The following is a 20,388-nucleotide window of genomic DNA, read 5'->3' on the forward strand; positions in this document are numbered from 1 at the left end:
GGGGTTGCTGATCGACAAGGCATTTTTTTCTGAAGTGGCTGCTGCCGCGGCGCGCGAAACACTTCCGCGTTTTCGTCAGCTGACGGAAATCGACAACAAATATAGCGTCGGTTTCGATCCGGTGACCGAAGCGGATCGGGCGGCAGAGCGTGCGATTCGTGCAGTTATTGGCAGTGTTTTTCCTGACCACGGTATTCTGGGGGAAGAATACGGGCCGGAGAATATCGACCGTAGCCACGTCTGGGTCATTGACCCCATTGACGGAACCCGAGCCTTCATTTCCGGCCTGCCGGTCTGGGGTACGCTTTTGGGGTTGACTGTCGATGGCGACGCCAAGGCGGGAATGATGTCACAACCCTTCACAGGCGAACTGTTCTACAGCGATGGTGATGGCGCTTATCTCCAGCGGACCGATGGTGTGCCACGTCGGCTTTCCGTGCGCAGGAATGCCGCCTTGGCCGATGCAACGATGTTCACGACGACGCCCGCCCTTTTCAAAGGTGAAAGTCGTAAGGGATTTGATCGTCTGGAAGGCGCTGTTCGGCTGTCGCGTTACGGGGTTGATTGCTATGCCTTCGCGATGCTGGCAAGCGGATTTGCCGATATTGTCGTTGAAGCCGGTCTGCAGCCTTATGACATTGTCGCTCTCATTCCGCTGATTGAGCAGGCTGGCGGTGTGGTGACGCAACGCGACGGCAGCCCGGCGGAAAAGGGCGGTGATGTTATCGCCGCCGCCTCTCCTGAACTGCACAGGGCAGCGCTTGATCTGCTGAATAGCTAAAGCATTTCTCCCGAAAGTGGGAATCGGTTTTAGGATAAAGACATGCGTAAAAATAAAAGCTCAAAGCATGTCGTTTGAATATGATAAGGCGCGACAGGCTTTAAATACCGGAGGCCAAGGGTTCAATGGTCTCCGGCATGGTTTCCACTTCCGACGATCCGGGAATGAAGGCATCGAAGGCAGCCCAGAGCTGCTCGCGATAAAAGTCGGCTTCCTGAAGCATCTCATGACGTGCGCCGGTAATTGTCGTTAGCGAGACATTGCGCGTGCGCGCGACAAAGCGTTCGATCACCGACGTGGAAACCACGCGGTCCGCGCCAGCGGCAATGATGAGGACAGGTACTGTGGGTCCATTATAGAAATCCGGTTGATTGATGCGCCGAGACGTTTCGAGAGCGCTCCAGAGCCAGCGAGCTGTCGGACCGCCAAGCGCAAGTTCCGGGTTAAGACGTGGGATTTCCATATTCCGCATGAAGCGCGCCGGGTCGCTGGTTAGCGGATTGCCTGCAAAGGGACGTGAGGCCAGCCTGCGCCCGCCGGAAGCATAAACCCGGCCAAGGCCAAGCCATCGAAAGGCCGATGCGATGCGGCGTACATTGTCATCGCTGAGCTTTTGTCCATCAAGCCCCATGAAGGGCGCACAAAGCACCATGCGACTGATGCGCGATGTCAGCCTGCCCATCGAGGAAAGCGCCACGAGCGCACCAGCCGAATGGCCGAGGATGTAGAAGGGCGGGGGACAGTCGGGCAAAGCGACCTGGTCAAGGATAAGGTCGAGATCGTCGGAATAGTCGTCGAAACTGCGGACATAGCCGCGCTGGCGATCCTTCAGCAGCCGGTGCGAGCCGCCTTGTCCGCGCCAGTCGAAAGTCACGACCGCGAAGCCGCGTTCGCTCAGATCGGTCATGGTTTCGAAATATTTCTCGATGAACTCATTGCGTCCCTGAAGCAGGACAACAGTTCCCCGTATCGGCCTCGTTTCTGCTTTCAGGATGGCATAGCGCAGGGTTTTGCCGCCCTTCGCTTCAAGCAGGCCAGCCTTTATTCCGTGCGGAATGGGATTCGCATCGGTTTCGAAAAGCAGTTCCGACATCCGATTGCGGGCCTTTCTGTTTCAGGTTGGGATAGTGCTGTCAGCATAATGGGGCAATTGATGATAAAAAGTAACCGGAAGTTCGAGAGCGAACTTCCGGCTCAAAGAACAGCCGGTGCAAGGGACGTTACGCTGGCTGGTCTGTGGAGAGAATTCTAAAAAAACGCTTAGTACCCGCCAGGTCGGCGTTCGCCGACGATGCGGCCTGAATAGGCGTCGACCATCACGATGACGCGGCGACCGTTCGGTCTCGTGGCACGAACGAAATAGGTGTCGCGGTTAAGGCGCATATCGCCGACATCATAGCCGCGGCGTTCCAGCGAGCGCGCGATACGGCGCGGTCCCATGATGTCGCGGCGGCCATAATCGTCGCCCCAGCCTGGGCGGCGGTCCGGGCCACCATCCCAACCGGGCCGCGGGCCCGGATAAGGACGCGGCGGACGATAGCCGTCATCATCATAATACTGAACCTGAACGCGCAGTCCGCTGTCGGCTGCAAGGGATGATGTCGCAAAACCGGTTGCGACGGTAGCAAGTGCGGCAAAAGCGAGAACAGCTTTTTTCATAACCGTGATCCTTTAGTGAACCCGCTTTGCAGCAGGCATGGTGGGACATTAGCCCCAAGCAGCTGAACGCTCGCCAAAGATGATGTTCATTTTGGGTTCATTGTGCGGCGGATCGCCCAAAATGTAGGCCCCTATAGATCAGGAGTTGTTACGCAAAGTGACAGCCCGTGTAGACCGCGTTTCGCAATCGTCACGCGCGCGCGGCCTTGAAATGAAAAAGAACCGTTCCCAAATGAGTTTTGCGGTCGCCTGAAAGGGGCCGCCGGCATCAAGGAATTCGCCAGAAGGGAGTTTCGCCGCCGTGTGTGATCCCGAAAGCGCTAGCGCGTTTCGGAAAAGATCATGCTGAAACAAGCATCATGTCGCTCTAAAGGAGGGCTAACACATGCGTCACGTAGATTTTTCCCCGCTTTATCGTTCCACGGTCGGTTTTGATCGGCTTTTCACCATGCTTGATACGCTCGCTTCGCCGGAGGGTAACCAGTCCTATCCGCCGTATAATATCGAGCGCACGGGTGAAAACACCTATCGCATCACCATGGCGGTCGCGGGCTTTTCCGAAAGCGAACTCGAAATCGAAGCACATCGCAACCAGCTGACCATCAAGGGTCAGAAGGCAGATGAAAATGCTTCCGATATTGGCGAAGTTCTCTATCGTGGTATTGCCTCGCGTGCTTTCGAGCGCCGTTTCCAGCTCGCCGACTTCGTTGAAGTCGCCGGTGCGAGCCTCAAGAACGGTCTCCTGCACATTGATCTCAAGCGTGAGATTCCTGAACAGATGAAACCGCGCAAGATCGAAGTTACAAAGGCTGGCTCTGACAGCGCTCAGCAGATTGAGGCAAAAACCGCTCATTAAGCTCGGTGGATAACGAATAAGAAAAGGCGGCGCTTCAAGCGCCGCCTTTTTCGTCTTCAAGCTTCTACAGAGCGTCAGGCGATCAAGTCGGCGAACCGGTCGACATCTTCTTCCGTGTTGGCGAAGCTCGTCACGAAGCGGGCGAAAATTTCGCCGTCACTGATGCGGTTCACTTCTGAATGTGGCGGGTTCCAGTCGTAGAAGATCGCTCCGGCATTGCGCAGGCGGTCATAGACTGACTGTTTCATGATGGCGAAGACCTCGTTGGCCTCCGGCTTCCAGGCAAGGCGCATCTGGCTCGACGCATTGATATGACCGGCGAGGCGCGTTGCAAGTGCATTGGAATGGCGGGCCAGTTCCAGCCAGAGATTATCCTGCAAGTAGGCGTCAAACTGCGCCGCGACAAAGCGGGTCTTGGAAAAAAGCTGTGCTGCGCGCTTGCGGATGAATGGAAGGTCCTTGGCGCGGGTGGGGTCCATGAAGACCAGCGCTTCGGCACACCAGCAGCCGTTTTTCGTGCCACCGAAGGAAACGATGTCCACACCCTGTTTCCAGGTCATTTCGGCAGGCGTCATGTCCAGCGAAACAAGCGCATTAGCAAAACGTGCACCGTCCATATGCAGCGGCAGGCCTGCATCGCGGCAGATCTTCGAAATGGTGGCAATATGTTCGGGCTGATAGAGCGTACCAACTTCCGTCGCCTGCGTGATGCTGACGGCCATGGGCTGTCCGGCATGAACGAAAGCCGGATTGAACCGCTTCAGTTCACGCTTGAGAAGCTCGGGGTCGATACGGCCATGCGCGCCGTCAATTGGATGCAAACGGGCGCCGCCGGTAAAATATTCAGGCGCGCCGCATTCGTCCTCAATGACATGTGCTTCACGGTGGACCAGCGATACCCCGCCGGGGCGATTGACGCTGGCGAGCGCCAGCGAGTTGGCTGCGGTTCCGGTTCCGACAAAGAACACGGCAACTTCGCGCTCAAACAATTCGTTGAAGCGTTGTTCTACGCGCTTGTCGATTTCGCTTGCGCCATAGGCTGCTGCAAAACCCGCAGCATGCAACGAAAGGCTCTCGGCGATTTTGGTATGGGCGCCTGCCCAATTGTCTGACGCAAAATGCACGTGTTTCTCCAGATGGGTTGATTGGGCTATCGCACAGTCGACATTTCTATAACCTGTCGGACAGAAGTGGTTAAGGCCCGCTTACGCGAAAAATGTCATCAGTCTGCCTATTTTTTAGGCATTCCTGAATCAAACGAAAGCGCGCCAAACTGACGCAATGGTGGCTAAACGCAATTAAAATCCAGTAAAATCACGGCTTTTGATATTTTATTACGGAAGATGATGAGAAAAATTGCGTTTCCATCTTGTGAGGCAATTTGAATTCTGTCATACGTAATTAGGACAGCAATGCTGTCCAATTAAACGCTGATGCAAACGGAAGCGCCGCAACGCTCTCCGAAAAGTTTCAGAAAGAGGCGCCGTACTGGCAGACACATAGTCTGGCGGTAACAGGCGCCCCGACCGCGACAGGAGGAATTCTAGTGCGCCATTTTCTGGTGGGCTGAGTGTCGTCTGTCCAAGCCTGATGAGAATAAGGCGCTAAACATCGTTCCTCGCACCGGCCTTGCCGCTCGCCCGGAACCTCGTCCAACGCCTTGTCGATAAGGCTTCCTTTATATGTAAATCAACGGCGGGATGGTTGTCGCACCATCTCGGTATATACTGATCGCGCACCTCATGATGAGGGCCAAACGGAGGGAATGACGATGACGCATTTGACGCCATCTGTATCGAATGTGGTTTCTCACAACGTACAGAACGGAACGGTCAAAGCTGCGACGACCGCTCCCAACCGAACGACGCGAAAAACGAAAGCCGCAGGTTTGCCCGCAGCGCAAGGACTTTACGATCCGCGCAATGAACATGATGCGTGCGGGGTTGGCTTTATTGCGCATATGAAGGGCAAGAAGTCGCATCAGGTCGTGGAAAACGGCCTCAAGATGCTGGAAAACCTCACCCATCGCGGTGCTGTTGGTGCCGATCCGCTGATGGGCGATGGTGCTGGCATTCTCGTGCAGATTCCGGATCGCTTCTTCCGCGAGGAAATGGCGCGTCAGGGCATCGATCTGCCGCAGCCCGGCCATTATGGCGTCGGCTATCTGTTCATGCCGCGCGATGCGGAACTGCGCGCCCATATTGAAGAGATCGTCAAGGAAGTCATCACTGCCGAAGGCCAGACCTTTATCGGCCTGCGCGAAGTGCCTGTTGATAATTCATCGCTTTCCAAGGCGCCGGATATCGCCGCAACCGAACCATTTCACATTCAGGTCTTCGTCGGACGCAATCCGATGCTGGAGACGGACGATGATTTCGAACGCCGCCTGTTCGTTCTGCGCAAGGTCATTTCCAACCGTATCTATCAGGAAAACGACGGCGACGATAAGGGCTTCTATGTCGTGTCCATGTCGGCACGTACGGTCGTCTACAAGGGCATGTTCCTCGCCTATCAGGTCGGTGCCTATTATCAGGATTTGAAGGACCCGCGTTTTGAAAGCGCGGTAGCGTTGGTGCATCAGCGCTTCTCCACCAACACTTTCCCGTCCTGGCGTCTTGCACATCCGTACCGCATGGTTGCGCATAACGGCGAAATCAACACGCTGCGCGGCAATGTGAACTGGATGGCGGCGCGTCAGGCTTCGGTAGACTCGGAACTGTTCGGCAATGACATTTCCAAGCTCTGGCCGATTTCCTACGAAGGCCAGTCGGACACGGCCTGCTTCGACAATGCGCTCGAATTCCTGCATCAGGGCGGCTACAGCCTCGCACATGCGATGATGATGCTGATCCCGGAAGCATGGTCGGGCAATAAGCTGATGTCGGACGACCGCCGGGCATTCTATGAATATCACGCTGCCCTGATGGAGCCATGGGACGGTCCGGCCGCCGTGGCTTTCACGGACGGTCGCCAGATCGGCGCGACGCTGGACCGTAACGGCCTGCGTCCGGCGCGCTATATCGTGACGGACGATGATTTCGTCATTCTGGCTTCGGAAGCCGGTGTTCTGCCGGTCGAGGAAAAGAAAGTCGTCAAGAAATGGCGTCTCCAGCCGGGCCGCATGCTGCTGATCGATATGGAAGAAGGCCGCATCGTTTCAGATGAGGAAATCAAGTCCCAGATCGCGCAGAAGCATCCCTACAAGCAGTGGCTCGCCAACACGCAGCTCATTCTGGAAGACCTTAATCCGGTCGAGCCACGTGCGCTGCGCAAGGATGTGAGCCTGCTCGACCGCCAGCAGAGCTTCGGCTACACGCAGGAAGACACCAAGCTGTTGATGTCGCCCATGGCTACGACTGGTCAGGAAGCCATCGGTTCGATGGGTACGGATACGCCGATTTCGGCCATGTCCGACAAGTCGAAGATGCTGTTCACCTATTTCAAGCAGAACTTCGCGCAGGTCACCAACCCGCCGATCGATCCGATCCGCGAAGAATTGGTGATGAGCCTTGTCTCCTTCATCGGCCCGCGTCCGAATATTTTCGACCTTGTCGGCACGTCACGCCGCAAGCGTCTGGAAGTGCGCCAGCCGATCCTGACCAATGGCGATCTGGAAAAGATCCGCTCCATTGGTCATACGGAAGACCGCTTCGATACCAAGACGCTCGACATCACCTATAATTCGGGTGAAGGTGCAGCCGGTATGCACGGCGCTATCGAACGCCTTTGTGACCGCGCCGAAGCGGCCGTCCATGGCGGCTACAACATCGTCATCCTTTCGGATCGTCAGGTTGGTCCGGACCGCATTCCGATCCCGGCTCTTCTGGCGACGGCAGCTGTGCACCATCACCTGATCCGCAAGGGCCTGCGCACGTCGGTTGGCCTCGTTGTGGAATCGGGCGAGCCGCGCGAAATACATCATTTCTGCTGCCTCGCCGGTTACGGTGCCGAGGCGATCAATCCTTACCTTGCCTTCGACACATTGCTCGACATGCATCGCCGTCGCGAGTTCCCGCCGGAAGTTGACGAGAATGAAGTCGTCAAGCGCTACATCAAGTCGATTGGCAAGGGCATCCTCAAGGTCATGTCCAAGATGGGCATCTCGACCTACCAGTCCTATTGCGGCGCGCAGATTTTCGATGCAGTTGGTCTGCAAACGGGCTTTGTTGACAAGTTCTTCTTCGGCACGGCAACGAGCATTGAAGGCGTTGGTCTCGATGAAATCGCGGAAGAAACCGTACGTCGCCACACTGATGCCTTTGGCAGCGATCCGGTTCTGCTGACCTCGCTGGAAGTTGGCGGTGAATATGCCTACCGTATGCGCGGCGAGGCTCACCTGTGGTCGCCGGATGCGGTTGCCAGACTGCAGCATGCAGTGCGCACCTCCAATCCGGAGACCTTCACCGAATATACGCGCATGCTCGACTCCAAGTCGGCGCAGGCGAAGACTATTCGCGGCCTGTTCAACATTCGTTTCGCTGACGAGCGCGGTCTGAAGCCGGTTTCCATCGATGAGGTCGAACCGGCAACGGAAATCGTCAAGCGCTTCTCGACGGGTGCGATGTCTTTCGGCTCGATCTCTAGAGAAGCCCACACAACGCTGGCGCGCGCCATGAATGCCATTGGCGGCAAGTCGAACACCGGCGAGGGTGGTGAGGAGCCGGATCGCTTCTATCCGCTGCCGGATGGTAAGCCGAACCCAGAACGCTCTGCCATCAAGCAGGTGGCATCGGGCCGTTTCGGTGTGACGACGGAATATCTCGTCAACTCCGATCTGATCCAGATCAAGGTCGCGCAGGGCGCAAAGCCCGGCGAAGGCGGCCAGCTGCCGGGCCACAAGGTCGATGCGACTATCGCCAAGACCCGTCACTCGACGCCGGGTGTCGGCCTCATTTCGCCGCCTCCGCACCATGACATCTACTCGATCGAAGATCTGGCGCAGCTCATCTACGACCTGAAGAACGTCAATCCGGCTGCCGATATCTCGGTCAAGCTGGTGTCGGAAGTGGGTGTTGGCACGGTTGCTGCCGGTGTTGCCAAGGCGCGTGCCGACCACATCACCGTGTCGGGTTATGATGGCGGTACGGGTGCTTCGCCGCTCACCTCGCTGAAGCATGCCGGAAGCCCTTGGGAAATCGGTCTTGCCGAAACCCATCAGACGCTGGTGCTGAACGGGCTTCGCTCTCGCGTGGCCCTGCAGGTCGATGGTGGTCTGCGCACCGGTCGCGATGTCATCATCGGTGCGCTGCTCGGTGCCGACGAGTTCGGCTTCTCGACCGCTCCGCTGATTGCCGCCGGTTGCATCATGATGCGCAAGTGCCATCTGAACACCTGCCCGGTGGGCGTGGCGACGCAGGACCCGGTTCTGCGCAAACGCTTCAAGGGTACGCCGGAACATGTCATCAACTTCTTCTTCTATCTGGCGGAAGAAGTGCGTGCTTTGTTGGCAGAGATGGGCTTCACCAAGCTGGAACAGATCATCGGCGAGACCGAGTTTCTGGAAAAGCAGGCCATGATCGACCATTGGAAGGCCAAGGGTCTCGATTTCAGCCGCATTTTCTACAAGCCTGAAGCCGAGAAGCACGAAATCTACTGGACCGAGCGTCAGCATCACCCGATTGAGGATGTCCTTGATCGCAAGCTGATTGCCGAGGCTATGCCCGCGCTGGAAGACCGCCAGCCGGTCAAGATCGACATCGACATCAAGAATGTCGATCGTTCTGCCGGCGCGATGCTTTCCGGTGAAGTTGCCAAGCGCTTCCGTCACAAGGGGCTGCCGGAAGACACCATCGCCGTTACCCTTCGCGGTACAGCTGGCCAGTCTTTCGGTGCGTTCCTGGCGCGCGGCGTCTCGTTCGAGCTGATCGGCGATGGCAACGACTATGTCGGCAAGGGCCTTTCGGGTGGTCGCATCGTCATCCGCCCGCCGGAAGACACGCGTATCGTTGCCGAAGATTCCATCATCGTCGGCAATACCGTGCTCTACGGTGCACTTGAAGGCGAGTGCTATTTCCGCGGTGTTGCAGGTGAGCGTTTCGCCGTCCGCAACTCTGGCGCGGTCACGGTTGTCGAAGGCGTGGGCGACCACGGCTGCGAATACATGACTGGCGGTGTCGTCGTAGTCATAGGCCAGACGGGGCGCAATTTTGCGGCGGGCATGTCGGGCGGTGTTGCCTATGTGCTGGATGAGGAAGGTGACTTCGCCCAGCGCTGCAACATGGCGATGGTCGAGCTGGAGCCGGTACCGGAAGAAGACGACATTCTCGAAAAGCTGCATCACCATGGCGGCGACCTTATGCACAAGGGCCGTGTGGACGTTTCAGCCAACATGACCCATCATGATGAGGAACGTCTGGTGCAGCTGATCGCCAATCATCTGCACTACACCGGCTCGACGCGGGCGAAGGACATTCTCGACAATTGGGAGAGCTATCGTCCCAAATTCGTGAAAGTCATGCCGGTCGAATACCGCCGCGCTTTGGAAGAGATGGAGCGTATGCAGATCGGTGTTGCGGCTGAATAGGACACGATCCTGAAAAGTGGAGCCCGGCCTTCGGGTCGGGCGCCCTTCGCAACGTGAAAGATAACAACGTCCTTGCAAGCCAGCGCATTGGAAGATGATGCGGCGGACAGGGCAACTTCCGGCAAAGCCGACCATGCGCTGGTCGCAGGCCGAGGGGAGTAGAAGAATGGGTAAGGTAACTGGTTTTCTAGAGATCGACCGTCAGGTGGCAAAGTACCAGCCAGCGTCAGATCGTATCCGCCACTTCCGCGAGTTCACCATTCCGATGACGGATGGTGAAGTGCAGAAGCAGGCGGCACGCTGCATGGATTGCGGCATTCCGTTCTGCCATGGCCCGACGGGCTGCCCGGTGCACAACCAGATCCCGGACTGGAACGATCTCGTCTATAACAACAACTGGGATCAGGCGATCCGTAATCTGCATCTGACCAATAATTTCCCGGAATTCACGGGTCGCGTCTGCCCCGCACCTTGCGAGGAAGCCTGCACGCTGAACCTCGAGGATACGCCGGTTGCGATCAAGACGGTGGAACAGGCGCTGGGCGACAAGGCTTATGAGCTCGGCTACATCGTGCCGCAGCCTGCTGCCAACAAGACTGGCAAGTCGGTTGCGATCATCGGTTCCGGCCCGACTGGTCTCGCGGCTGCACAGCAATTGGCTCGTGCGGGTCACATGGTCGATGTCTACGAGCGCGAAAGCCGCCCCGGCGGCCTGCTGCGTTATGGCATTCCCGATTTCAAGATGGAAAAGCACCACATCGACCGCCGTGTCGCGCAGATGGAAGGCGAAGGCGTTCGTTTCCTATGCGGTGTGAACATCGGCGTCGACAAGCCGTTGCGCGGTCTCCTCGATACCTATGATGCCGTGCTTTACAGCGGTGGCTCGGAAACGCCGCGCCCGGCGGGCATTCCGGGTGCAGATTTTGAAGGCGTGCATGATGCCATGCCTTATCTGGTTCAGCAGAACCGTCGCGTTGGACGCGAGAATATCGAATCCGTTGCCTGGACTTCGGCTCCGATCCTGGCTGGCGGCAAGCATGTCGTGGTGGTTGGCGGTGGCGATACCGCGTCGGACTGCGTGGGCACGGCGTTCCGTCAGGGTGCGGTCAATGTCACCCAGCTCGATATTCGTCCGCAGCCGCCGGAAAAGGAAGACAAGCTTAGCGTCTGGCCTTATTGGGCGACCAAGATGCGCACCTCCTCCAGCCAGGCGGAAGGCGCTTCCCGCGAGTTTCAGGTCGCAACGCTGGAATTCATCGGCGAAGAAGGCCGCCTCACGCATGTGAAGTGCTGTCAGGTGGATGAAAAGCGCAAGCCGATTGCTGGAACGGAGTTCTTCATCAAGGCCGATCTTGCTTTTATCGCAATCGGTTTTGCCGGACCGGCAGAAGACAGCGTGGTCAAGGAACTGGGTGAAAAGCTCGACATCGTTACCGACCGTCGCGGCTCCAGATCGGTCAAAGCCAATGAGCGCGACTACCGCACCAATGTCGATAAGCTCTATGCGGCAGGTGATGTGCGCCGCGGCCAGTCGCTGGTTGTCTGGGCAATCCGCGAAGGCCGCCAAGCGGCACACGCCATCGATGCTGATTTGATGGGTAGTTCCGTTCTACCGCGTTAAAGCTGCGATATTCCGGCCCTAGCGGCCTGCAAATGGCGTTGTTTTGCGCTTCCGGTGCTCATGTACCTCCAGTACACTCTGCTCCGGTTCTCAAACTCCACCATTTTCGGCTCGCCAGCGCCGCAATCTCATCAGCTTTAATGAGCACACTGAAAATAAAAAGCCCGGAGTTTCCTCCGGGCTTTTTGTGTCTTTTGGGGATCAGCCGATCAGCTTTGGCCGCGTCGCGACTTCATCACCAGATAGGCGATGGCGAGAAGCACGAACCAAAGCGGCGTGACCTTCAGGGCCGCTGCGGTATCTGGCTCCTGCGCCAGCGCCCACAAAATGAAGGCGAAGAAGGCGAAGACCATGACCACGGCGGCACGTCCGCCCGGCATTTTGAAAGTGGACTTTTCATGCAGGTCTGGGCGCTTGCGACGGTATTGCAGATATGACGCCAGAATGACCGACCAGATGAAGATGAAAAGCAGCGCTGAAATCGTCGTGACGATTGTGAAGGCTTCGATGATGCTCTGGCCAGCATAAAGCAGAACCACGCCTGCGAGTAGGAAAACACACGAGAAGAACAGCGAGTTCACCGGTACTTTCCGCTTGTTCAGCTTGCCGAGCGCCTTCGGCGCGAGTTTGGAAGTGGCAAGGCCGTAGATCATACGCGAAGTCGAGTAAATGCCGGAATTTGCGCTCGACGTTGCCGAAGTCAACACGACGAAATTCACGACATGGGCTGCGATGCCAAGACCCGCCAGCGAGAACATGGCAACGAACGGGCTCGAATTCGGGTCGACCTGATCCCAAGGAATGACGGTGATGATGACGAATAGCGCGCCGAGATAGAACAGCACCACGCGGATCGGAATTGAGTTGATCGCCTTGGGCAGATTGCGCACTGGGTCCTTGGTTTCAGCAGCGGCAGTACCGACTAGCTCGATGCCGACAAAAGCGAAAACCGCGATCTGGAAACCGGCAACAAAGCCAAGGAAACCGTTGGGGAAGAACCCGCCATGGTTCCACAGATGGGCGACCGATGCCTGGCTGCCATTGGGCAGGGTAAAGCCGGTCGAGAGCATGTACACACCCGCAATGATCAGACCGACAATGGCGACGATCTTGATAAGCGCGAACCAGAATTCGATTTCACCGAAATTGCGCACGGTAGGCAGATTGAGCGCCAGAAGCGTGAAGATCAGCCCGAGCGCTGGTATCCAGAGCGCCAGTTCTGGGAACCAGAATGAGACATAGCCCGAAACGGCAACCACATCGGCCACACCGGTCACAATCCAGCACAGCCAATAGGTCCAGCCGGTGAAGAACTGCGCCCACGGCCCGAGATAATCGCCTGCGAAATCCGCAAAGGAACGATATTCGAGATTGGACAGCAGGATTTCGCCCAGTGCGCGCATGACGAAAAACAGCATGAAGCCGATAATGGCATAGACGAGCAGGATCGAAGGCCCGGCTAGTGAAATGGTTTTGCCCGACCCCATGAAAAGACCGGTGCCGATGGCACCGCCAATGGCGATCAGCTGTAGATGTCGGTTAGACAGATTGCGTGCAAGATGGGGTTCCTCCTCCCGATGTGGATCGACAGAAGGCTTTGATGCGATATTCATTCAAACGCCTCTTGTTTCTGGCGGACGCTGAAAAGTAATTCCCGCAAGTGCAGAAGAGCGTCCTTCCTGTCCAGCCTTTTCAGGCAGACGGTGGCTTCTGATAGACGATGCGAGCGCTTCTGTGAACAGCGCGGAATGTAGTAATTAGAATCATATTGGATAGAGAAAGCCGCTGGCTATCAATAAAGTGACAGCTCGATCATACTGGTTAGGCTCAAAAATTTAGGGATTTGCGCCCTTCTGCGGCCAGGAAAAATCGTCTGCCCGTCCGGGTGAAGGCTTGCTCTCATTCCGGGCCGGGCGTGGAACTTGCGGACGCGCAACGAGGTTGCCGCCAAGCAGAACGCCGCTTTCATCCTTGTCGATGTCGCGAATACTGACCGGCGCTACACGATCAACGGGCTTGGACGGGTCATGAGTGCCTGCCGCAGGCAGAGGCTGGTCTTCGTCCTTTGCACCGCCGAGATAGGCTCGCAGCGGCTTTTCAGCATAGAAAGCGAGCTTGCGCTTGCCGGCTGAAGTTATGTTGATGCCGTCATTGCCGCGCAAACGCGCGGTCTGACCGTTAATATCGAAGCCAGTCTGGGTAAAGTTTCCGTCCTCATCGACGAAGCCATCCCAGACATCAGCAAATTTCCCCCCCGCCTTTTCGGTGGCTGTACGATAAATTTCATTGAGCGCCAGCATATCCTGCGACATGCCTTTCGGGCGAAACGGCGGCTGCCCGATCCAAACCAGAGGAAAATGCTTGTCGTTGATCACCTTGATGAAGGCGGTGACACGCTTTTGATATTCCTCGTTCCATTCCGGCGACCGGGGCGGTAGGCTCGCGCCCTTCTCGGTGATCGCCTGCCTGTCGTTAGAGCCTATCATCACGACGACAGCAGCCGGTTTCTCCTCGTCCAGTATCTTGCCGATATTGTCGGGCCAATCAAAATGGTCGCTACGAACAAAGCCGGAAGAACCATTTATTCGGGTTACGACCTGGAAGTTGGGGTCCGACGCGAAAGCGACATCGAGGCCTTCGGCTAGGCCATTGCCGATGAAGTCACCAACGACGAGGATCTTCTTTGCATCCGGCTTTTTCTCCACAAACTCGACCGCAGGGCTTGCCGCCGGTGGCGGTGTCGGGCGTGAAGCGGGAGAACTCGCTTTGGAGCGCTTGGCCTTTGGTCGTGCGCGTTGCGGCGTTGGCTGTTGATATTGGCGCTGTGGCTGCGCTTGCCGCGAGCCGAACAGGAGATCGAAAAGCGTTCTCGGCCGTTCCTGTGCGGATGCCGTGGCGATGTCAGAAAACAGCAGCGCTGTCATCGCCAGCACGATGCTGAAAGCTTTTACAAGCTTGGTCACAGTCCGATTTCCACGCATCCGTTTCGCCTTCATGGCTTGCATAATAGCTTGGCAATCCTGAAAAAGATAATGGAGCGCACTTTTGGTAAAGTGCGCTCCATTCGATCAATCCGACAGTTTAACGACGGCGCAGAACCGACAGGACTTCCTTGCTTGGATGACCATCCGGTTGAAGCCCGTTGCGCTGCTGGAAGGCTTCGATAGCTGCCCGCGAGGTGGAGCCGATCTTGCCATCGATATTGCCGTCATAATAGCCGAGTGCCTTCAGATGCGTTTGTAGCTCCTGACGCTCGTTCATGGTGATCGGTGTGAACGGGCGGTTCCAGTCCTGCCGCAGTCCCTGGTAACCACCGATGCGGTCGGCAAGCAGGCCGACAGCAAGTGCGTATTTGTCGGCATTGTTGTAACGCTTCAAGACGAAGAAGTTTTTCGTCATCAGGAAGGCAGGCCCCTGACGGCCATCCGGCACTTTCAGTGTAGCCTTTTCGTTAGGATCGGGGAAGGCGCGCCCATTGGCCCGGACGAGACCGATCTTCTGCCACTCAGCGATCGAAAGCGAGCCGGAAGGGAACTTGCGTCCCTGCGGCAGCGCGACTTCGTAGCCCCAGCTACGGCCCGGCTGCCAGCCATTGCGATGCAGGAGATTTGCCGCTGTGCCAAGCGCATCGGGAATTGAATTCCAGATGTCGCGCTTGCCGTTGCCGTCCATATCGACGGCATAGGCCTGATAGCTGGTCGGGATAAATTGCGTATGACCGAGCGCACCGGCCCAGGAACCGGAAAGATGTCCGCGATCGATATCGCCTGTCTGGAGGATCTTCATGGCAGCGATCAGCTGGGTACGGCCGTATTTGGCGCGCTTCGGATCGCCATAGGCAAGCGTGGCCAGTGAGCGGACCGTATCGCGCATGACGTCGTCACGTTTGAGGATTTCGCCGTAATTGCTTTCCATCGACCAGATGGCGAGCAGGATATTGCGATCGACCGAGAAACGCTGCTCGATACGCTGAAGCCAGGGTCCCCATTTCCGGGCCATGCTCTGGCCAACCGAGACGGACTGTTCGTTCACCCGGTTATCGATGTAATTCCAGACAGGTTCGGTAAATTCCGGCTGATACCGTGCTTTCTGCAGAACGACCGGGTCTGGCGCATCCACGCCGCGAAATGCGCGGTCGAAAGTGGACGGCGAAACACCTGCCTTTATGGCGACAGGGCGAAAACTGGCGACCCATTGGCGAAATTGCGCATCAGCCAGTGCGGAACCAGTTGTCAGCGTTGAGGCGAGCACAGCTATCGCAACCGTTGCAGCTGCTTTCAGCTTCATCGTCTGGCCCACCGTGAATGGAAATCGCAGCATTCTGTGTTTCCCTTCTGCAATCAAATTTAGCCGATACCGGCGCGTTTCCCTTCGACCTGGATTCTACTCGCCCCGGATTGCATTAGTTAATTAATACCATCCTGTGTTGAATTTGAGCCAGCAGAAAATTCCGGATCGAACCGTTGAACGTTCAAATTAGAACCTGTCGGTTAGCAATTGGTTTACCATCGTGAGACCTGCGTTAAAATTTGCCTGAAGTTTCGAAAAATTTTTGAATCAAGCAACATTAAGGTCGGGTCATTGAATGTGATGGGATGGGGCATGTAATTTCGTCGTTCTTTAATGAAAAGGCCTTATTTGAAATTCAGTCGTTTCAATGCTTTGATAGCAAATCTGAAATAGTGAAATCGAGGAGAGGAATGAGTTCGATCCGAAAAATTCGCAAGGCCGTGTTCCCTGTCGCAGGTCTTGGCACCCGCTTCCTGCCCGCCACCAAATCCATCCCCAAAGAAATGCTGACGGTCGTGGATAAGCCCGTCATCCAGTATGTGGTCGATGAGGCGCGCGAAGCTGGTATCGAACATCTGATTTTCGTCACCGGACGCAACAAAGCGGTCATCGAAGACTATTTCGATGCGCAGGTAGAGCTTTATTCCACGCTCGCCGAGCGCGGCAAGACGGCGGAACTGGAGCATCTTCAGGATATCCAGCCGCAGCCAGGAACGACGAGCTTCACCCGCCAGCAGGTGCCGCTCGGCCTTGGCCATGCGGTCTGGTGTGCCCGCGAGCTCGTCGGCGATGAGCCTTTCGCTCTCCTGCTGCCGGATATGGTCATGCAGTCGAAGAAGGGCTGCCTGAAGGAAATGGTCGAGCTTTATGAGAAGACCGGCGGCAATGTCATTGCCGTGCAGGAATGCGATCCAGAAGAAGCGCATAAATACGGTATCGTCGGCAAGGGCGATGCCATCGGCAGTGGTTTTGAAATCACGCAGATGGTCGAAAAGCCTGCCAGGGGCACGGCCCCGTCCAATCTCTACATCAATGGCCGCTACATTCTGCAGCCGGAAATCTTCGAGCTTCTGAGCAAGCAGGAAAAGGGCGCAGGCAACGAAATTCAGCTGACGGATGCGATGCTGAAGCTTGCCGATGCCCAGAAATTCTTCGGCTTCGATTATCGGGGCCTGACGTTCGACTGCGGCTCCAAGGCCGGCTTCATCGAGGCCAATGTTGCCTTCGCGCTGTGGCGCAACGATATTCGCCCATCGGTCGAAGGCTCGATCGGCAATCTGCTGAATACCATCAAACCAGCTTGATAGAATTGGTCTGATCTCCGGTCACGCCCCCTGCAAAGGGGGCGTTTTTTTATGGCCGCTGGCACGATTTCCGTGAAACTTGCTTTTTTTGACAATGACAATAGGTTTTTGACCTAGTAGGTCCCTCAAAAAGTGTGAAACATTTTCAGGTAATCCGTCAAACAAGTTCCTCCCCTCATAAGGAATAAAGCATGCAAGAATTCCAGCAGACGATGGGTGCAGGTGCGCTCATCTCGATAGCGGTAGGCGCTGTTCTATTATTGCTTTTGCTTATCATCCGGTTTCGTGTCCATGCCTTCGTAGCGCTTATAATCGTCAGCCTTTTGACGGCGCTCGCCACTGGTATTCCGGCTGGCAATATTCTGACGACTATCACGTCCGCCTTCGGATCGACCCTTGGAGGCGTGGCGCTGCTAGTCGGTCTTGGCGCCATGCTGGGCCGGTTGCTCGAAATATCCGGCGGCGCGCAGGCGCTTGCCGACGATCTCATCCGGCGGTTCGGCGAAAAGCGGGCACCCATGGCGCTTGGTATCGCATCGCTGATCTTCGGCTTTCCCATCTTTTTCGATGCGGGACTGGTTGTGATGCTTCCCGTGGTCTTCACGGTCGCGCGACGTCTCAAAGGAAGCCTGCTTCTCTATGGTATTCCGGTCGCTGCGGCCTTTTCGGTGATGCACGTTTTCGTCCCGCCTCATCCCGGCCCGGTAGCAGCATCCGAGCTTCTGGGTGCGGATGTGGGACTTCTCATTCTCGTTGGCATCGTGGTGGTTATACCGGTCTGGTTCATTGCCGGTCACCTTTTCGGCGGCTGGATCGGTAAGCGGATCAATCTCCCTATCCCCGACAGTTTTGATGCCGGGACGAATGCGGAAGAGGCCGTGAACCCTCCGACTTCCAGCTTGGTGATCTTGCTTCTTTTGCTGCCGCTGGTTCTCATCTTCATCAATACCGGTCTCGATTTTGCCCGCGCGCAAGGATGGGTGAGCGCCGATGCAAATTGGTATCAGCTGGCACGAATGATCGGATCGACCCCGGTTGCGCTTCTGATTTCTGTGCTGGTGGCATCCTATGTGTTGGGGCCGCAGCGCGGCAGGGATCTGGCCAGCGTCGAACGTATTCTCGATTCGGCGCTTGGCCCGGTTTGTTCTATCATCCTGATTACGGGCGCAGGCGGCATGTTCGGCGGTGTCCTGCGTGCTTCCGGCATTGGTGACGCCTTGTCCAATGCGTTCGCGAATACGGGACTACCCGTTATCGTGGCAGGCTTCCTGATTGCAACGATTTTGCGGGTGGCACAGGGATCGGCAACGGTGGCGCTGATAACTGCTGCCGGGCTTGTTCAGCCTGCGGTTCAGGCTGCCGGATATCACGGGCTTGAGACTGCAGCGGTGGTGATCGCGCTTGCTGCAGGGTCCGTCATGCTGTCCCATGTCAACGATTCAGGCTTCTGGCTCGTCGGACGTTTCTTCAACATGGACGTCAAGACGACACTCAAAACCTGGACTGTTCTGGAAACCCTTATCGGTCTTCTTGGGTTCGGTATGGCGTGCATTCTGTTCTGGCTCGCTTAAGCTAACCACGAAACGGCATCCCGAAAGGGGTGCCGTTCTATCTGTTTGTTTTTACGCATGTCTTTATCCCGAAATGGGCTCCCACTTTCGGGAGACAAGCTCTAGCGCTGAACCTTCACGCCGAGATAAACGCTATCGGCGGTATATTCTCGGTCGGATATTTTGCTTGTCAGGAACTCGTGGCGGAGGCGCGCATCCAGCCCGACGAAACGATTGATCCAGTAAGTTGCGCCGATCTGCGCGCCGATCGTGTAATCGGTCCCGGTGCCATCCTTGTTCTGCCGGATATTTGCATCAAGCCTGCCATTGAGGCTGAGGTCGGAGCGTATGCGGCGGGTCACGTCAAGGCTTGCAAAATGCAGGAGCGACCCGGCAATGCCGGGTGTGGTCGAGGTATCGACGATTGTTTGCGCATAGAGGCGCACATCGGTTCCGCGCAGCGGCGACCAGTTGAGCGCTGCATTGATCGACGGCCCGCTGATGTCGCTGAGACGAGAATCATCGCTGTTGGCGCGCATGTAACCGGCCGCAAATTCGCCGTTCAGCTTCTCGCCCATATCAAGCATCATACCGCCGCGCAGTGCAAACTGCGACCCACTACGCTCGTAGCCATTGCTGTCGAGCTTTTCATCGAAGATGCGCTTGCCCAGTTCCACTTCGGTGAAGGGTTTGATTGCGGGAGACAAGGAAAAGCCGCCGCGCAACGTAATGCTGGCATAGGTATTGTCACGGTCCTTCTGGCTGACCTTGCCGCCAGACGACAGCTCCGCATCGCCATAGATATTGTGCTCTACCCGCCCGGTTGCACTGCCGAAGATCAGGCCCATGTCGCGCTCGACGCCGAGACTTCCGTTGAGGGTGTGAACCAGAGGCCGCTGCAAGGCATCGACAACCCCGTTGGGGCTCGACGCGCTTTCGCGACGCAGCCGGTAACCCGCGCCGGTGTTGACGGTCGTCTGGTCACCGAGATCGAAGCGAAGCTTGCCCTGTATGTCGACCTGCGGTTCCGAGACATCTTCTCCCGAAATGGACTTGGCCCAGGTGCCCGATGCGTCCAGCGTTGCCTGATGACGCGCCCAGTCCGACTGGGCACTGAGCCGCAATGTAGTTTCACTGAGAACCGCGCTGGAGCCGGTCGCGCTGTTGTCGCCGTTGGTTGTGGCACGGATACCCTGTTCGAGCGACGGTCTTAAGATGAACGAGCCGGTACGAATGCCGACCGGCGCGAACGGATCGGTTTCCTGCGTAGAGCCGCGCCCTTGCTCGGGCAATTGACGTAAATTCTCACGCTGTGCACGGCCGGTCTCTTCGCTTGTCTCGGTGTCAATCGAGCCGACACGAATATTGTCGGGTTGAAGCGACTGGCGGTCCTGCTGTGCAGGAGCAATCGGAGCCGCCTGCACTGTGGTTGCCGGGTCTACCGCCGTCGTGTTTTCAGGCGGGGTGTAACTGTCGTCAGTCGTCTCGCTGGCGCCGTCATCATATCCAGGAGCGGCAAGTCCGCGATTTGCGAGCGTTTCGGGCGAGGAGGCTGAAAGTACGTCTTCGGCGACGCTCCCGCGAAGATAAGCTTCCTGAGCAAGGGCGGAACCATGACAGATCGCCAGCGCCACGCCCGATAAAAACAGGCATCGCAGCCTGCGGGCAATGGGCGTCGAACCGCCAGATGGGGCCTTGGCAAAAAGCATGTCGTGTTTTCAAACCGTCGCAACGTGGTAGATGAACGGTAAAGGCACATGGTTAATTCTTGGTTGCCGTGGCCGAATTCATGACCATGTGTGCA

13 protein-coding genes are annotated in these 20,388 nt (G+C 56.9%); 6 read left to right on the plus strand and 7 right to left on the minus strand.

Going from position 1 to position 20,388, the window contains the following annotated elements:
- The first annotated feature begins 4 nt into the window (after positions 1 to 4).
- Positions 5 to 781, plus strand: a complete 777-nt coding sequence (gene hisN, locus HWX93_RS15515) for a histidinol-phosphatase (RefSeq protein WP_176037876.1) — start codon at positions 5 to 7, stop codon at positions 779 to 781.
- A 100-nt stretch (positions 782 to 881) separates the two neighbouring features.
- Here the strand turns inward: hisN and HWX93_RS15520 are convergent, their stop codons facing one another.
- On the minus strand, positions 882 to 1,874 hold the full coding sequence (locus tag HWX93_RS15520; RefSeq protein ID WP_176037877.1) for an alpha/beta fold hydrolase: 993 nt from the start codon (positions 1,872 to 1,874) through the stop codon (positions 882 to 884).
- A gap of 167 nt (positions 1,875 to 2,041) precedes the next feature.
- Entirely contained in the window at positions 2,042 to 2,440 is a 399-nt protein-coding gene (locus tag HWX93_RS15525; RefSeq protein WP_109988319.1) for an antifreeze protein, read from the minus strand.
- 385 nt (positions 2,441 to 2,825) lie between these two features.
- On the opposite strand from HWX93_RS15525, the gene HWX93_RS15530 reads away from it, so the two are divergent.
- Complete coding sequence (locus HWX93_RS15530) at positions 2,826 to 3,296, plus strand: Hsp20 family protein (RefSeq protein ID WP_151556384.1); 471 nt, start codon at positions 2,826 to 2,828, stop codon at positions 3,294 to 3,296.
- A 74-nt stretch (positions 3,297 to 3,370) separates the two neighbouring features.
- On the opposite strand, the gene HWX93_RS15535 is transcribed toward HWX93_RS15530, so the two are convergent.
- Positions 3,371 to 4,420 (minus strand): threonine aldolase family protein, encoded by a 1,050-nt coding sequence (locus HWX93_RS15535; protein WP_176037878.1) that lies wholly within the window; start codon positions 4,418 to 4,420, stop codon positions 3,371 to 3,373.
- A gap of 647 nt (positions 4,421 to 5,067) precedes the next feature.
- Here HWX93_RS15535 and gltB point away from each other — a divergent pair.
- A complete protein-coding gene (gene gltB / locus HWX93_RS15540; RefSeq protein ID WP_176037879.1) occupies positions 5,068 to 9,819 on the plus strand; it encodes a glutamate synthase large subunit in 4,752 nt (1,583 codons plus the stop codon).
- A gap of 166 nt (positions 9,820 to 9,985) precedes the next feature.
- Complete coding sequence (locus HWX93_RS15545; RefSeq protein WP_176037880.1) at positions 9,986 to 11,440, plus strand: glutamate synthase subunit beta; 1,455 nt, start codon at positions 9,986 to 9,988, stop codon at positions 11,438 to 11,440.
- A gap of 209 nt (positions 11,441 to 11,649) precedes the next feature.
- Here the strand turns inward: HWX93_RS15545 and cycA are convergent, their stop codons facing one another.
- The 3 genes from cycA to HWX93_RS15560 form a co-directional block, all read right to left on the minus strand.
- Positions 11,650 to 13,053 carry a D-serine/D-alanine/glycine transporter gene (gene cycA, locus HWX93_RS15550; RefSeq protein ID WP_176037881.1) on the minus strand — a complete coding sequence of 468 codons (1,404 nt, stop codon included), beginning with the start codon at positions 13,051 to 13,053 and terminating at the stop codon, positions 11,650 to 11,652.
- 222 nt (positions 13,054 to 13,275) lie between these two features.
- Complete coding sequence (locus tag HWX93_RS15555) at positions 13,276 to 14,421, minus strand: DUF459 domain-containing protein (RefSeq protein WP_176037882.1); 1,146 nt, start codon at positions 14,419 to 14,421, stop codon at positions 13,276 to 13,278.
- A gap of 100 nt (positions 14,422 to 14,521) precedes the next feature.
- Positions 14,522 to 15,760: a lytic murein transglycosylase gene (locus HWX93_RS15560; RefSeq protein ID WP_109988877.1), complete on the minus strand. Its 1,239-nt coding sequence runs from the start codon at positions 15,758 to 15,760 to the stop codon at positions 14,522 to 14,524.
- A 380-nt stretch (positions 15,761 to 16,140) separates the two neighbouring features.
- On the opposite strand from HWX93_RS15560, the gene galU reads away from it, so the two are divergent.
- Positions 16,141 to 17,034: a UTP--glucose-1-phosphate uridylyltransferase GalU gene (gene galU, locus HWX93_RS15565; protein WP_176037883.1), complete on the plus strand. Its 894-nt coding sequence runs from the start codon at positions 16,141 to 16,143 to the stop codon at positions 17,032 to 17,034.
- 191 nt (positions 17,035 to 17,225) lie between these two features.
- Positions 17,226 to 18,605, plus strand: coding sequence for a GntP family permease (locus HWX93_RS15570; protein ID WP_176037884.1), 1,380 nt, complete (start codon positions 17,226 to 17,228; stop codon positions 18,603 to 18,605).
- A 101-nt stretch (positions 18,606 to 18,706) separates the two neighbouring features.
- Here the strand turns inward: HWX93_RS15570 and HWX93_RS15575 are convergent, their stop codons facing one another.
- The gene (locus HWX93_RS15575; RefSeq protein WP_176037885.1) at positions 18,707 to 20,293 is read right to left on the minus strand and encodes an outer membrane beta-barrel protein; all 1,587 of its coding nucleotides are present in this window, start codon (positions 20,291 to 20,293) and stop codon (positions 18,707 to 18,709) included.
- Positions 20,294 to 20,388: the final 95 nt, after the last annotated feature.

It is taken from the genome of Brucella tritici, assembly GCF_902825325.1.
GTDB lineage: Bacteria > Pseudomonadota > Alphaproteobacteria > Rhizobiales > Rhizobiaceae > Brucella.

Bases quoted from the DNA above. Each gene is read 5' to 3' on its own strand.
- galU (WP_176037883.1), top strand. From the start codon at position 16,141: ATGAGTTCGATCCGAAAAATTCGCAAGGCCGTGTTCCCTGTCGCAGGT.
- HWX93_RS15560 (WP_109988877.1), bottom strand. From the start codon at position 15,760: ATGCTGCGATTTCCATTCACGGTGGGCCAGACGATGAAGCTGAAAGCA.
- HWX93_RS15570 (WP_176037884.1), top strand. From the start codon at position 17,226: ATGCAAGAATTCCAGCAGACGATGGGTGCAGGTGCGCTCATCTCGATA.
- HWX93_RS15530 (WP_151556384.1), top strand. From the start codon at position 2,826: ATGCGTCACGTAGATTTTTCCCCGCTTTATCGTTCCACGGTCGGTTTT.
- HWX93_RS15555 (WP_176037882.1), bottom strand. From the start codon at position 14,421: ATGCGTGGAAATCGGACTGTGACCAAGCTTGTAAAAGCTTTCAGCATC.
- cycA (WP_176037881.1), bottom strand. From the start codon at position 13,053: ATGAATATCGCATCAAAGCCTTCTGTCGATCCACATCGGGAGGAGGAA.
- HWX93_RS15525 (WP_109988319.1), bottom strand. From the start codon at position 2,440: ATGAAAAAAGCTGTTCTCGCTTTTGCCGCACTTGCTACCGTCGCAACC.
- HWX93_RS15545 (WP_176037880.1), top strand. From the start codon at position 9,986: ATGGGTAAGGTAACTGGTTTTCTAGAGATCGACCGTCAGGTGGCAAAG.
- gltB (WP_176037879.1), top strand. From the start codon at position 5,068: ATGACGCATTTGACGCCATCTGTATCGAATGTGGTTTCTCACAACGTA.
- HWX93_RS15575 (WP_176037885.1), bottom strand. From the start codon at position 20,293: ATGCTTTTTGCCAAGGCCCCATCTGGCGGTTCGACGCCCATTGCCCGC.
- HWX93_RS15520 (WP_176037877.1), bottom strand. From the start codon at position 1,874: ATGTCGGAACTGCTTTTCGAAACCGATGCGAATCCCATTCCGCACGGA.